Source organism: Nocardioides sp. (genome assembly GCF_036401255.1).
GTDB lineage: Bacteria > Actinomycetota > Actinomycetes > Propionibacteriales > Nocardioidaceae > Nocardioides.
The window spans coordinates 1-13,520 of record NZ_DASWVI010000122.1; the positions used below are offsets into that span (position 1 = coordinate 1).

Here is a 13,520-nt window from a genome sequence, read left to right on the forward strand (position 1 = left end):
GACGAGATCATCAAGAAGGTGCGTGGCGAGTAGCCTCTGCGGCTGCAGTCCGGACCCTCGGCAGTACCACCAGCAAGTACGAGTCAAGTAACAACCCAACCAGGAGGAGCCCACAGTGGCTAAGGCGAAGTTCGAGCGGACCAAGCCGCACGTCAACATCGGCACCATCGGTCACATCGACCCCGGCAAGACGACGCTCACGGCGGCGATCACCAAGGTGCTGCACGACAAGTACCCGGACCTGAACCCCTTCACGCCGTTCGACGAGATCGACAAGGCCCCTGAGGAGCGTCAGCGCGGTATCACCATCTCGATCGCGCACGTCGAGTACCAGACCGAGTCGCGGCACTACGCGCACGTCGACTGCCCGGGTCACGCGGACTACATCAAGAACATGATCACCGGCGCGGCTCAGATGGACGGCGCGATCCTCGTGGTCGCCGCCACCGACGGCCCGATGCCGCAGACCCGTGAGCACGTGCTGCTGGCCCGCCAGGTCGGCGTGCCCGCCCTGGTCGTGGCGCTCAACAAGTGCGACATGGTCGACGACGAGGAGCTCATCGAGCTCGTCGAGATGGAGGTGCGCGAGCTCCTCTCCGAGTACGAGTTCCCGGGCGACGACATCCCGGTCGTGCGCGTGGCGGCCTTCCCGGCCCTCAACGGCGACGCCAAGTGGGGCGAGTCGGTCCTCGAGCTCATGAACGCGGTCGACGAGTACATCCCGACCCCGGAGCGCGACACCGACAAGCCGTTCCTCATGCCGGTCGAGGACGTCTTCACGATCACCGGTCGCGGCACGGTCATCACCGGCCGTATCGAGCGCGGCATCGTCAAGGTCGGCGAGGAGGTCGAGATCCTCGGCATCCGCGAGGCCTCCCAGAAGAGCACCGTCACCGGTGTCGAGATGTTCCGCAAGCTCCTCGACGAGGGCCAGGCCGGTGAGAACGTCGGTCTGCTGCTCCGTGGCACCAAGCGCGAGGACGTCGAGCGCGGCATGGTCGTCGCCAAGCCGGGCACCACGACCCCGCACACCAACTTCGAGGCCTCGGTCTACATCCTCTCGAAGGAGGAGGGCGGCCGCCACACGCCGTTCTTCAACAACTACCGTCCGCAGTTCTACTTCCGGACCACGGACGTGACCGGTGTCGTGACCCTGCCCGAGGGCACCGAGATGGTCATGCCGGGTGACAACACCGAGATGTCGGTCGAGCTCATCCAGCCCATCGCGATGGACGAGGGCCTGCGGTTCGCGATCCGCGAGGGTGGCCGCACCGTCGGCGCCGGCCGGGTCACCAAGATCACGAAGTGATCGCCTGACTCACAGTGAGGGCCCCGTCAGCCGCGAAAGCGGCTGGCGGGGCCCTTCGCTGTGAGTCAGGCATCCTGCGTTTGGTCCGAGCCGAGTCGGCGGTACTGCGGAGGCCGCGTCTCGCGCGTCGCCTCCGGCGCCGCGCGCGGCCGCGGATGCGACTTGGTTGAGATCCTTCGACGATGTGGTTGCGGTCGGCGCGTGGGCTGCGGGGCCTCGAGCCTCCCGCGGTGAGCAGAAGCGCCGACTCGGCACCGCGGGGACCTGCAGAAGCGCCGACTCGGCACCCCGCGGACGTCAGCCCAGCAGCGCGTCGAGGGCCTCGGCGAACACCTCGGTGTGCCGGTCGACGTCGGCGGGGGTGTGGGCGGGGGAGAACAGCGCCATGTTGTGGAACGGCGTGAGCAGCACCCCGCGGTTGAGGCACCACAGGTGCAAGAACCCCTCGAGGTCCTCGTCGACCGCGGCCGCGGCGGCGGCACCGTCGCGCGGGGGCGGGCAGAACCAGTACTCCGCGCGGCAGCCGAGCCGCTGGACGTGCCAGGGCAGCCCGTGCTCGGCGATGACGTCGGCGACCCCGGTGGCGAACCGCTCGGCGAGCGGCACGGCGAGCGCGAAGTCCTCCTCGCGCAGGCAGGTCGAGAGCGTGGCCCGGATGGCGGCCAGCGCGAGGGCGTTGCCGGTGAGGGTGCCGCCGACGCCGGCGACGTCGATCTCGTGGCCGAGCATCGGGCCGGAGAGGCGCTCGGCGACCTCGGCGGTCATGCCGTACGCCGCGCACGGCACACCGCCCCCGATCGGTTTGCCGACCACGAGCAGGTCGGGCTCGAGGCCCCACGCGGCGCTCGCGCCCCCGGGGCCGGTGCACAGCGTGTGAGTCTCGTCGATCACGAGCAGCACGTCGTAACGGCGGGTGATCTCCCGGACGGCCTCGAGGTAGCCCGGGTCGGGCAGCACGATGCCGATGTTGGTCAGCGCCGGCTCCATCAGCAGGCAGGCGACGTCGCCGACGGCCAGCCGGCGCTCGAGCGCCTCGACGTCGTTGAACGGCACGACCGCGGTCGTCTCCGCGACCGGGACCTGGGGGCCGAGCGCGCCCGGCCGCGGCACCACGCGGTCGCCGTCGAGGATGGCCAGGGTCTCGTCGACCGTGCCGTGGTAGCACCAGTCCATCACCGCGACGCGCGGCCGCCCGGTCAGGTGGCGGGCGAACCGCAGCACGAAGCGGTTGGCGTCGGTGGCCGACATCGCCAGCTGCCAGGTGGGCAGGCCGAAGCGCCGGGCCAGCTCCTCGGCGACCCACAGCGCGTCCTCCGAGGGCAGCATCGTGGTGATGCCGGTCCGGGCCCGCTCCGCGATCGCGTCGGCGACCTGCGGCAGGGCATGGCCGGTCATCGCGCCGGTGTCGCCCAGGCACAGGTCGACGTACTCCAGCCCGTCGACGTCGACGAGCCGGGCGCCGGCAGCGGACTCGAAGAACAGCGGGAACCGCCCCGGCCACCGCGTCATCCAGGGCATCGGCACGCCCGCGAGCAGGGGCCCGCGGGCGCGCGCCGAGAGCTGGGCCGAGCGGGGATGGCGGGAGGCGAAGCGATCCTCCTCGGCGGCGGTCAGGTCTGCGAGGCGGGCGCGGTCCAGCACGCGCCCAACCTAGTGGTTGCCGCCGTGGTTCAGTGCGTGGTGGCGAAGACGTTCGCGTGGGTGACCGGCCAGGTCACGCGGGTGTGGACCTGCTCGGGCTCGACCTCGGGGCCGGAGAGGTACTCCTCCCACATCGCCTCCTGGTTGAGCACCAGGTGGTGGCGTGCGGCGTACTCCTGGAGGGCGTCGTAGGTCTCGGTGAGCCGCTCGTAGGGCCCGATGTGCACCGTCGAGAGGACCCGCCCGGCCGGCAGCCGCATGACCTCCACGGTGCCGTCGCTCTCGAACGCCTGGTCGACGACGAACCCGGCGGACACGCGGAAGTGGCCGTCCTGCTGCTTGGTGTAGTAGCCGACCGCCGGTCCGGTGATCGGCACCCGCACCTGGGCGAGATACCGCGCCACCGTCCCGAACGACGCGGTCATCACCTCGGTGATGTCCTCGTGGTCCCAGGGGAAGGACGTGACCGCGATCCGGCGTCCGGCCTCGTGCACGTCGTCGATGGTGTGGTTCATTCCTACCTCCGTTGAGTTCTCACCTCCGACGCTAGAAAGCGTCCGTACCGGGCAGTAGGGCCGAAGGGCACGGGAGGAAGGGACGGGCGTCCGCGCCCCGCCGGCCCTGGGAGAGGATGGAGTCATGTCCGAGCACGCCCCCCACCAGCAGCCCGACGGCGTGCGCCCGGCGCGGCCCCACCACAAGCTCACCGGGGACGGCCGACGGATGCGCGAGGTGCTCACCTACTCCCGGCGCGGCAGCCGGTTCACCCCCCGCCAGCAGCAGGCCTGGGACGCGTACGCCGAGCGCTGGTGGGTGCCCGACGAGGCGGTCGACGACCCGGGCTTCGCCCTGCCCGCGCTCTTCGGCCGGGTGGCGCCCCTCATCGTGGAGATCGGCTCGGGCATCGGCGAGTCGACGGTCGCGCTGGCGGCCGCCCGCCCCGACCACGACGTCGTCGCGTTCGAGGTCTGGCGTCCGGGGGTCGCCGACACACTGGGCCGGATCGGCGAGGCGGGCCTGTCCAACGTCCGGCTGCTGAGCGTCGACGCGGTGTGGTCGATGGCGCACCTCGTCGAGCCGGAGAGCCTGGCCGCGCTCTGGGTGTTCTTCCCCGACCCCTGGCACAAGACCAAGCACCACAAGCGGCGCCTGGTCACCCCCGACTTCGCGCGGCTGGCCGCGAGCCGGCTGGCGCCGGGTGCGACGTGGCGGCTCGCCACCGACTGGGCGGACTACGCCGAGCAGATGGTCGAGGTCCTCGACGCCGAGCCGCTGCTCGAGGGCGGGGTCGTCGAGCGGTGGGCCGAGCGCCCGGTCACGAAGTTCGAGCGCAAGGGGATCGCCGCCGGCCGGGCGATCACCGACCTCGCCTACCGCCGCCGCGCCCCGGCCTGAGGGCGGGCGCGGCGGTCGTGCGGCGTACGACGAGCTGCGTCGGCAGCAGCACCTGATCCGGCTCCCAGTTGCGCTCGGCGAGCGCGTGAAGCACCTGCTGGGCCGCCACCCGGCCCTGCTCGTGGGCCGGCTGCGCCACGGTCGTGAGGTCGAAGAAGCCGGCCATCTCGTGGTCGTCGATGCCGATCACCGAGAGGTCCTCGGGCACCCGCAGTCCGAGTTCGCGCGCGGCGCGCAGCACGCCGATCGCCATCTCGTCGGACGCGGCGAAGACCGCCGTCGGGCGCTCGGGCCGCTCGAGCAGCTCGCGGCCGGCGCGCATCCCTCCGCCGACCGTGAACTCGCCGTTGGCCTCGAGCCCGGGCTCGGGGGAGCGGCCCGCGGCCCGGAGGGCGTCGCGGTAGCCGGCCAGCCGCTCGACGGGTGCGGTGAAGTCGAGGACCCCCTCGGTGTCGCCGCCGACGTAGCCGATCCGGTGGTGCCCCAGGCCGAGCAGGTGCTCCATGGCGGTGACGGCCGCGTCGTGGTCGTCGATGCGCACCGTGGCCCAGCCCGGGAGGTCGGCGCCGACGATCGTCACCGGCCGGCCGAGCTTCTCGAGGCGGCGCAGCTCCTCCGGGCTGGGCTTGAGGCTCAGCACGAGCACGGCGTCGACCCGCTTCGTCAGCAGGCTGGTCTCGAAGACCCGGTGTCGTGCCGCGGGGTCACCACCGAGGTTGTAGAGCAGCAGGTCGTAGCCGCGCTCGCGCAGCACCTCCTCGGCGCCTTGCACCACCGCGGCGAAGAACCACCGGGTGACGAACGGGACGATCACCGCGACCGTGCGGGTCTGTCCGCTGGCCAGCCCGGCGGCGCTCGGCGAGGGCACGTAGCCCAGCCGCTGCGCCGTCTCCCGGACCCGGCTGCGGGTCGCCTCGGACACGCCCGGGAGCCCGCGCAGCGCGCGCGAGACCGTCGCGGTCGACATCTCGACCTCGCGCGCGACGTCCCTGATGCCCGTCATAGCGGGAGCGCTCCCACTTTACCGGTCCAGGCACTAGCATGGCGCCCATGAGCCTGCACCTGCCCGACGGAAGCACCCTCGCCTACGGCGCCGCGACGGCGTCGTACCAGATCGAGGGGGCGAGCACCGAGGACGGCCGCGGCCCGTCCATCTGGGACACCTTCACCGCTCGCCCCGGCGCCATCCGCGACGGGTCGGACGGGTCGGTCGCCTGCGACTCCTACCACCGCTACGAGGAGGACGCCGACCTGCTGGCCGGCCTCGGCGTCGGCTGGTACCGCTTCTCCGTGGCGTGGTCGCGCATCCTGCCCGAGGGCACCGGCCGGGTCGAGACCCGGGGCCTGGACTACTACGACCGGCTGGTCGACGCGCTGCTCGCCCGGGGCGTGTCCCCGACCGCCACGCTGTACCACTGGGACCTCCCGCAGGCCCTGGAGGACCGCGGCGGCTGGCTGGAGCGCTCGACGACCGAGGCCTTCGCCGACTACGCGATGGTCGTCCACGAGCGCCTCGGTGACCGGGTCGGGGTCTGGGCCACCCACAACGAGCCGTGGTGCGCGGCGTACCTCGGCTACGCCGCCGGCATCCACGCCCCGGGCCGCCGTGAGGGAGGCCGGGCGCACGTCGCGGCCCACCACCTCGTGCTCAGCCACGCCCTCGCGGCGCAGCGCCTGCACGAGGCCGGGGTCACCGCCGTCGGCATGGCGCTCAACCTGGCGCCGTTCTGGCCCGAGACGCCGGAGGCCGAGGCGGCCGCCGACGGCATCGACGCGATCCGCAACCGGGTCTGGCTGGACCCGCTGGTCGACGGCGCCTACGACGAGGGCCTGCTGGCGGTCGCTCCCGAGCTGGCCGACCCGACGGTCGTGCGCGACGGCGACCTCGAGCTGGCCCGGGGCTCGGCCGACTGGATCGGCATCAACTACTACACGCCGTTCCGCCCGGCGGTGCCCGACCCGAGCATCCCGGTGCACCACGAGCTCGACGCCTACCCCGGCGCCGCGCCGGTGTCGATCGTGGTGCGCGAGCCGCGCACCGACATCGGGTGGGAGGTCGACGCCCGCGGCCTCGAGGAGCTGCTCGTCGAGACCTACGAGCGCACCGGCCTGCCGCTGGTGGTCACCGAGAACGGCGCGGCGTACGCCGACGACACCGTCGACGACACCGGCGTCATCGACGACCAGGACCGCATCGCCTACCTGCGCGACCACATCGCCGCGACCGAGCGGGCCCGCGCCGCTGGTGCGGACGTCCGGGCCTACATCCTGTGGACGCTGCTCGACAACTTCGAGTGGGCCGAGGGCTACACCAAGACGTTCGGCATCGTGCATGTCGACCCCCAAGACCAGACCAGGACGCCCAAGGCGTCCTACCAGTGGTTCGCCCAGCACATCGCCGGGGCCGACTGACCAGCTCCTGGTCGTCCCGACCCCGGCGTGCACGGGTGCTCCTCGATCCTGGCTGAGTGCTCGTCTAGCCCTTGACGCTTCCGGCCAGCAGCCCGCGGACGAAGTACCGCTGCAGCGACAGGAAGACGATCAGCGGCACGACCAGGGAGACGAACGCACCGGAGGAGAGCAAGAACCAGTCGTTGCCCCGGGTGCCCGACAGTTCCGCGAGGCGCACCGTCAGTGGCGAGACCTCGAGGCTGCCGCCGCCGAACACGAGGGCGACGAGCAGGTCGTTCCAGACCCAGAGGAACTGGAAGATGCCGAACGCCGCGATGGCCGGCGCCATCAGCGGCAGCATGATCCGGGTGAAGATCTGCACGTGAGCCGCCCCGTCGACGCGAGCGGACTCGATCAGCTCGCCGGGGATCTGGCTCATGAAGTTGTGCAGGAGGTAGATAGCCAGCGGCAGCGCAAAGATCGAGTGCGAGAGCCAGATCGTGTAGAAGCCGCCGCCGGGAGCGTCCGAACCGGCAAAGCCCTGGTTCACGTACAGCTTGAGCAGCGGGATCATCGTGACCTGGATCGGCACGATCTGCAGGGCGAAGATCGCCACGAACAGGAAGTCGCGGCCCGGGAACTTCATCCACGCGAAGGCGTAGGCCGCCATTACCGCGATGCTGATCGGGATCAGGACCGAGGGGATGGTGATCACCAGCGAGTTGACGAAGTACGTGCTCAGGTTGGTGTCGCTGCCGTTGAGCACCTGGTCGTAGTTGTCCAGGGTCCAGCCGCCGTTCCAGAGCGCGGTCCACCAACCGCTCTTCGGGATCTCGCCCTCGGGCCGGAACGACGTCACGAGGAGGCCGAAGGTCGGGATGGTCCAGAGGACCGCGATGATGATGGCCGTCAGCGAGGCCCACGGGGAGCTGAGGGCGCGTTTGGCGCTCGCTGCCACGGGCTCCTGGGCGACGACGGCCTCGACGCCCTTCTCGTCGGGGATGGCGGTGGTCATCGTGCCTCCAGCTTGCGCATCTGACGGACGTTGTAGATGACGATCGGCATGACCAGCACGAAGATCAGCGACGCGATCGCCGTGGCCAGGCCCTGGTTCGCCGAGTTGAAGTACTCGCGATAGAACTGGTAGGCGAGCACGCTGGTGTCGAAGTTGCCGCCGGTCATCGTCCGGACGATGTCGAAGGCCTTGAGTGTCGTGATGCTGATCGTGGTGAGCACCACGATCAGCGAGGGCCGGATGCTCGGCACGGTGATGTAGCGGAACATCTTCAGGCCGCCGACGCCGTCGAGCCGGGCCGCCTCGACGATGTCGTCGGGGATCGCCTTGATCGAGGCCGAGAGGATCGTCATCGCGAATCCTGCTTGCACCCAGATCATCACGATGATCAAGAACACCGTGTTCCACGGATCGTTGAGGATGAACTTGTAGGTGTCGAAGCCCAAGCCCTTGAGCACCGCGTTCGCGATGCCGATCTGGGTCTGGGAGCTGTCCTTGTAGTCGTAGACGAACTTCCAGATGATCGAGGCGCCGACCAGCGAGATCGCCATCGGCAAGAAGACCAGCGCCTTCGCGAACTTCTCGAAACGGGAGCGGTCCACGAGCACGGCGTACACCAGCCCGATGAACGTGGAGAGGATCGGGACCAGGATCACCCAGGCCGCGGTATTGCGCAGCACGAGCAGCTGGTCGGAGTCGGTGAAGATGGTCTTGTAGTTGTCGAACCCGACTGCTGCATCGCCGGTGCGGTCGAGGAACGACTGGTAGATAGTCGTGACCGCCGGGTACAGCAGGCCGACGCAGATCAAGAGCACGGCGGGCAGCACGAAGGCTGCAGACTGCACCAGCTCGCCCCGGCGGGATCGGAGACGTTGGGTCAGCAACAAGATGATCGCGACCACGCCGAAGAACAGCGCGATCGCGATCACCATCTGGATGAACTTCTCACCTGTGGACATACAGGTACTCCCGATGGACTCGGGCCGGCCGAGCGGCAGCTCGGCGGCCGGGCGGACGGCGAGGTAGGTGGGTAGGAGGTGGAGGGAGATACGCCGGGCCGCGACCCGCCGGTGGGGGTCGCGGCCTGGCAGATGGGCACCCGGGACGGGTCCGCCCCGCCGGTCAGCGACCGGCGGGGCGGAGGTCGGTCACGGCCAGGACTTCTCGATGTTGTCGAGGGCGTCTTGGGTGCTCTCGCCGGTGATCCAGTTCGTCATTTCCTTCCAGAACGAACCGGCGCCGACCTCGCCCGGCATCATGTCGGAGCCGTCGAAGCGGAAGACCGCGTCGGGGTTCTGCAGGATCTCGCCGGACAACTGGTCGACCGGACTGGCCAGGTTGGCGATGTCGAGACCCGTGTTGGCGCTGACCCAGCCGCCGTTCGGGGTGGCCTTGGCCTTCTCGTTGGCCCACTGGTCGCTCGACAGGTAGGTCTGGAACGCCTGGACCTCGATCGCGTCCGAGAACGCCAGGACGAACTCGCCACCGCCGAGGACCGGGCTGCCGAACTCGTCGCCCATCGGCGGCAGGTAGAAGGCGAACACGTCGCCGTTCTCCGACACGTCAGTGCCGGGCTTCCAGTTGGCGGCGTAGAAGCTCGCCTGGCGGTGCATGGCGCACTTGCCGTCGACGATCGGCAGGCCGCCGTCCTGGAACGCGGTGGTCGCAATCGAGCTGACGTCGCCGATGCCGCCGTTGACGTACTTGTCGTTCTTCAAGATGGCGCCGACGTTGTCGAGGCTCTCGACCACGGCCGGGTCGTTGAAGGGGATCTCGTGGGCGACCCACTGGTCATAGACGTCCGGACCGACCGAGCGCAGCAGCACGTCCTCGAGCCAGTCGGTGGCCGGCCAGCCAGTGGCCTCGCCGGACTCGATGCCTGCACACCACGGCTTGATGCCGGTGGCGGCGATCTTGTCCGAGAGCGCCAGCATGTCGTCCCAGGTCTTCGGGATCTCCCAACCGTTCTCGGCGAACATCTTGGGGGAGTACCACACGAACGACTTCACGTTCGCGCCGAGCGGGGCGGCGTAGAGCTTGCCGTCGACGCTGCCGTAGGAGCGCCAGTCCTCGCCGAACCACTTGTCGACGTTGGCCGCCACGGTGTCGGGTGCCTCGACGGCCTTTCCGGTCTTGACCAGGGTCTGCAGCAGGCCGGGCTGCGGGACGTAGGCGATGTCCGGCGGGTTGCCGGACTGAACCCGCACCTGCAGCTGGGTCTCGAACTCCTTGGAGCCTTCGTACTTGACGTCGGCTCCGGTGCAGTCCTCGAAGACCTTCCAGGAGTCGATGTGCGGCTGGTCCTCGGGCGCGACGATCGAGGTGTAGACCGTCACGTCCTTGCCGGTCAGGTCACCGAACTGGGTGAGCTGCTCGCACTCGGCCTTGCCTTCACCGGGAGACTTGCCACTCGCGTCCCCGCTGCCCTTCTCGTCGTCGCTCCCGCCACAGCCGGCGAGAACGAGTCCAGCGCTCACGAGAGCGGCAGCGACTGCCATCCCCCGGCGCGTCTTGCGTGATCGCATGCGTGCATTCCTCTCTGCGTTGTCAGCAGGTCCGTCCTGGGTCCGCGTGCCCGGAACCCGCTCCGTCGAACACGATGCAAACGTTTACGCTCCGCCCCGTCAAGCCAGAGCCGTAACGTTTCTGTAACACGCATCACCATTCGATGGGAACGCTCCCAAAAATGGTCGGGAACGTGCGGGTCCGCGCTCGAGGCCGGGACGGTCTCCGTCGCTGCCGCCAACGGGACGTTGCCGGTACCGCCCATCGTGGGTGGGGTGCCCGGCGGGCGGGAGGGACCAAGGACAGCAGAACCCGTTGACCTTCGACCCGGTCGAGGTCACGGTCCGTGACCTGGGGGCGTCAGCGGCCGGCGGTGAGTCGTTGCCGCAGCTGCGCCTCACGAGCCAAGCGGGCGGTGTCGCGCTCGCGGCGGGCGGCGAACACGGCGGCCAGGAACGCCTCCGGTGCGGTGCCCGGCGGGGGTGCGGGGGCGACGTACTCCTGCACCGCCGCGGCCAGCCTGGTGCCGATCGCCGCCCGGGAGGCCGGATCGATCTGGGGCAGGCGGGCGAGGAACTGGCGCCCGGCGAGCGCCAGTCCGGTGGGCAGCGTGCCCAGGTCGGCGGTGCGCGCCCACCCCGCGAGCTGCGGCGGCATCGGGACCGGCGGCGGGATCTGCAGCTTGACCCGCTCGCGCACGACGTACGTCCCGGCCGCGAAGTCCCCGAGCCGTTTGCCGCGTTCGCTGAGCAGGGCCGAGAAGAAGGCCGGCCCGCCGAAGAACAGGTAGACCTCGACCACGCCCACCAGCGCGCGGACGAACGCGTGCTGGAACGAGATCGGGCCGGCGTCGTCGCGCACGGTGCGCAGGCCCAGCGCGAGCTTGCCCAGCGACCGGCCCCGGGACAGCGTCTCGAGGGTGGTCGGGAAGCCCACGAGCGCGACGATCACGGCGGCCAGCGTCGCGACCCGCACGAGCGCGTCGTCGGCCTGGAGGGCGGCGACGCTCAGCCCGATCGCCAGCGCGACGAGGAGGGCGAGCGTGGCGATGGCGTCGATGAGCCCGGACACGATCCGCACGCCGAGGCTGGCCGGGGGCAGGTCGAGCGCGACCGCCTCGCCGGTGACGAGGTCGTCGGTCGTGAGCGTCGCGAGCTCGGGGGTCGCCATCGGGCTCGAGTCTAGGAGGGTGATCGCGCCGTAGGGTCGGTCCATGGACCTCGACGCGTACGTCGGCGCGCACGGGGCGGAGTGGCGTCGCCTCGAGGAGCTCACCCGGAAGCGCCGGCTCACGGGTGCCGAGGCCGACGAGCTCGTCGAGCGTTACCAGCGGGTCGCGACCCACCTGTCGGTCGTGCGGACCTCGGCCCCGGACGCCACCGTGGTCGCGCACCTGTCCGCGCTGCTCTCCCGCGCGCGCAACCGCGCGGCCGGCACGCGCACCGGCACCTGGCGCAGCGTCGGCCTGTTCTTCGGCCGGCGCTTCCCGGCCGCGCTCTACCGGTTGCGGTGGTGGTGGCTCGGGACGCTGGCCGCCAACGTCGCGGTCACCGCGGTGATGATGCTGTGGCTGCTGGACCACCCGGCGGTCGAGCAGAGCCTGCTCTCACCCGAGCAGGTCGACCAGCTGGTCGCGCACGACTTCGAGGACTACTACAGCGAGTACGCCGCGAGCCACTTCGCCGCGCAGGTCTGGGTCAACAACGCCTGGGTCGCCGGGCTCTGCCTGGCACTCGGGGTGCTCGGCGTCCCGGTGGTCTACCTGCTGTTCCAGAACATCGCGAACCTCGCGATCATCGGCTCGATCATGATCCGGCACGACCACGGCGGCCACTTCTGGGGGCTGATCCTCCCGCACGGCCTGCTCGAGCTCACCGCGGTCTTCGTCGCCGGCGGGGTGGGCCTGCGGTTGTTCTGGTCCTGGGTCGAGCCGGGGCCGCTGACCCGGGCCCAGTCGCTCGCGCGCGAGGGCCGCACCGCCGGGACCGTGGCCCTCGGCCTGGTCGCGGTGCTGTTCGTCAGCGGCGTGATCGAGGCGTTCGTGACCCCCTCCGGCCTGCCCACCGCGGCCCGCCTGGCCATCGGCATCCTCGCCGAGGCGGTGTTCCTCGCCTATGTGTTCGTGGTGGGGCGTGAGGCGGTCCGTCACGGCCATTCCGGCGACCTCGACGCCGCGCTGCTCGAGGACGGGGTCGCGGCGCAGGCGTAGGTGCGGGTTTCACCGGTCAGCCGGTGAAACCCGCACGACACGCCGAGGGGCACCGGCGTGTCGTGCGGGTTTCGGCTGACAAGTGGTACGCCGGGGGCGCGTGGGACTCGCCGGGGCCGGTCGCCTCAGAGCAGCCCGCGCGCCTTGAGCGCCAGGTAGTGGTCGGCCAGCGCGGGCGGCAACGACTCGGCGTCGGCGTCGACGACCTCGACGCCGAGAGCCGCCAGCAGTCGCGCCGTGTGCCGGCGCCGGGCGAGGACCTGCTCGGCCGCGGCGGCGTCGTACACCTCGTCGAGCGTGCCCCGGGCGTCGGCGAGCTCCTCCAGTGCCGGGTCGCGGACCGACGCGAGCACGACGCGGTGGTGCCGGGTGAGGGTGGGGAGCACCGGCAGCAGGCCCTCCTCGAGGGCCGCGGGCTCGAGCGGGGTGAGCAGTACGACGAGGGCGCGCTGCCGGCCCAGGGCGGAGACCGCGCCGGCGAGCGCGTCCCAGTCGGCCTCGGCGATCACCGGCTCGAGGTCGGCCATCGCCTCCTGCAGGCGGGCGGCGACGTCGCGGGCGCCCGCGGAGCGCAGCCGGGTGCGGACCCGGCGGTCGCCCGCCAGGAAGTCGACCCGGTCGCCGGCCCGCGCCGCGAGCGCGGCGAGTAGCAGCGCCGCGTCCATCGCGGAGTCGAGGCGGGGCACGTCGCCGACCCGGCCCGCGGAGGTCCGGGAGGTGTCGAGCACCAGCACCACCCGTCGGTCGCGCTCGGGCTGCCAGGTGCGGACCACCACGCCGCGGCTGCGCGCGCTCGCGCGCCAGTCGATGGAGCGTACGTCGTCCCCACGGACGTACTCGCGCAGCGAGTCGAACTCCGTGCCCGGCCCGCGCACCCGCACGGCGGCCCGGCCGTCGAGGTCGCGCAGCCGCGCCAGGCGGCTGGGCAGGTGCTTGCGGGACTCGAACGGCGGCAGCGATCGCACCGTCCCGTCGACCGCGAGGGTGCGCTGCCGGGCCGCGAGGCCGAGCGGACCCCGCAACCGCACGGTCACGCCGGCCGTCCGCAGGTCGCC

12 protein-coding genes are annotated in these 13,520 nt (G+C 71.1%); 4 read left to right on the plus strand and 8 right to left on the minus strand.

Annotated features, from left to right (window positions below; all coding sequences use genetic code 11):
* Positions 1–115: 115 nt before the first annotated feature.
* The gene (gene tuf, locus VGD85_RS05435) at positions 116–1,309 is read left to right on the plus strand and encodes an elongation factor Tu (RefSeq protein WP_331062426.1); all 1,194 of its coding nucleotides are present in this window, start codon (positions 116–118) and stop codon (positions 1,307–1,309) included.
* A 297-nt stretch (positions 1,310–1,606) separates the two neighbouring features.
* On the opposite strand, the gene VGD85_RS05440 is transcribed toward tuf, so the two are convergent.
* Both VGD85_RS05440 and VGD85_RS05445 read right to left on the minus strand, forming a co-directional pair.
* The gene (locus VGD85_RS05440; protein WP_331062427.1) at positions 1,607–2,950 is read right to left on the minus strand and encodes an aspartate aminotransferase family protein; all 1,344 of its coding nucleotides are present in this window, start codon (positions 2,948–2,950) and stop codon (positions 1,607–1,609) included.
* 29 nt (positions 2,951–2,979) lie between these two features.
* A complete protein-coding gene (locus tag VGD85_RS05445) occupies positions 2,980–3,465 on the minus strand; it encodes a GyrI-like domain-containing protein (RefSeq protein WP_331062428.1) in 486 nt (161 codons plus the stop codon).
* Between the two features lie 124 nt (positions 3,466–3,589).
* On the opposite strand from VGD85_RS05445, the gene trmB reads away from it, so the two are divergent.
* A complete protein-coding gene (gene trmB, locus VGD85_RS05450; protein WP_331062429.1) occupies positions 3,590–4,345 on the plus strand; it encodes a tRNA (guanosine(46)-N7)-methyltransferase TrmB in 756 nt (251 codons plus the stop codon).
* On the opposite strand, the gene VGD85_RS05455 is transcribed toward trmB, so the two are convergent.
* Positions 4,308–5,348, minus strand: coding sequence for a LacI family DNA-binding transcriptional regulator (locus VGD85_RS05455; protein WP_331062430.1), 1,041 nt, complete (start codon positions 5,346–5,348; stop codon positions 4,308–4,310). The two genes, trmB and VGD85_RS05455, sit on opposite strands and share 38 nt — an antisense overlap.
* Before the next feature lie 47 nt (positions 5,349–5,395).
* Here VGD85_RS05455 and VGD85_RS05460 point away from each other — a divergent pair, with 47 nt between their 5' ends.
* Positions 5,396–6,757, plus strand: a complete 1,362-nt coding sequence (locus VGD85_RS05460) for a GH1 family beta-glucosidase (RefSeq protein ID WP_331062431.1) — start codon at positions 5,396–5,398, stop codon at positions 6,755–6,757.
* Between the two features lie 64 nt (positions 6,758–6,821).
* On the opposite strand, the gene VGD85_RS05465 is transcribed toward VGD85_RS05460, so the two are convergent.
* The 4 genes from VGD85_RS05465 to VGD85_RS05480 form a co-directional block, all read right to left on the minus strand.
* The gene (locus VGD85_RS05465; RefSeq protein ID WP_331062432.1) at positions 6,822–7,751 is read right to left on the minus strand and encodes a carbohydrate ABC transporter permease; all 930 of its coding nucleotides are present in this window, start codon (positions 7,749–7,751) and stop codon (positions 6,822–6,824) included.
* Positions 7,748–8,710 carry a sugar ABC transporter permease gene (locus VGD85_RS05470; protein WP_331062433.1) on the minus strand — a complete coding sequence of 321 codons (963 nt, stop codon included), beginning with the start codon at positions 8,708–8,710 and terminating at the stop codon, positions 7,748–7,750. Before VGD85_RS05470 ends, VGD85_RS05465 begins: the two co-directional genes overlap by 4 nt.
* Before the next feature lie 189 nt (positions 8,711–8,899).
* Entirely contained in the window at positions 8,900–10,276 is a 1,377-nt protein-coding gene (locus tag VGD85_RS05475) for an ABC transporter substrate-binding protein (RefSeq protein ID WP_331062434.1), read from the minus strand.
* Between the two features lie 340 nt (positions 10,277–10,616).
* A complete protein-coding gene (locus VGD85_RS05480) occupies positions 10,617–11,426 on the minus strand; it encodes an RDD family protein (RefSeq protein ID WP_331062435.1) in 810 nt (269 codons plus the stop codon).
* A gap of 43 nt (positions 11,427–11,469) precedes the next feature.
* Here VGD85_RS05480 and VGD85_RS05485 point away from each other — a divergent pair, with 43 nt between their 5' ends.
* A complete protein-coding gene (locus VGD85_RS05485) occupies positions 11,470–12,465 on the plus strand; it encodes a stage II sporulation protein M (protein WP_331062436.1) in 996 nt (331 codons plus the stop codon).
* A gap of 125 nt (positions 12,466–12,590) precedes the next feature.
* On the opposite strand, the gene VGD85_RS05490 is transcribed toward VGD85_RS05485, so the two are convergent.
* Positions 12,591–13,520 (minus strand): DUF58 domain-containing protein (locus VGD85_RS05490; protein WP_331062437.1); only part of this gene is annotated, 930 nt, incomplete at its 5' end.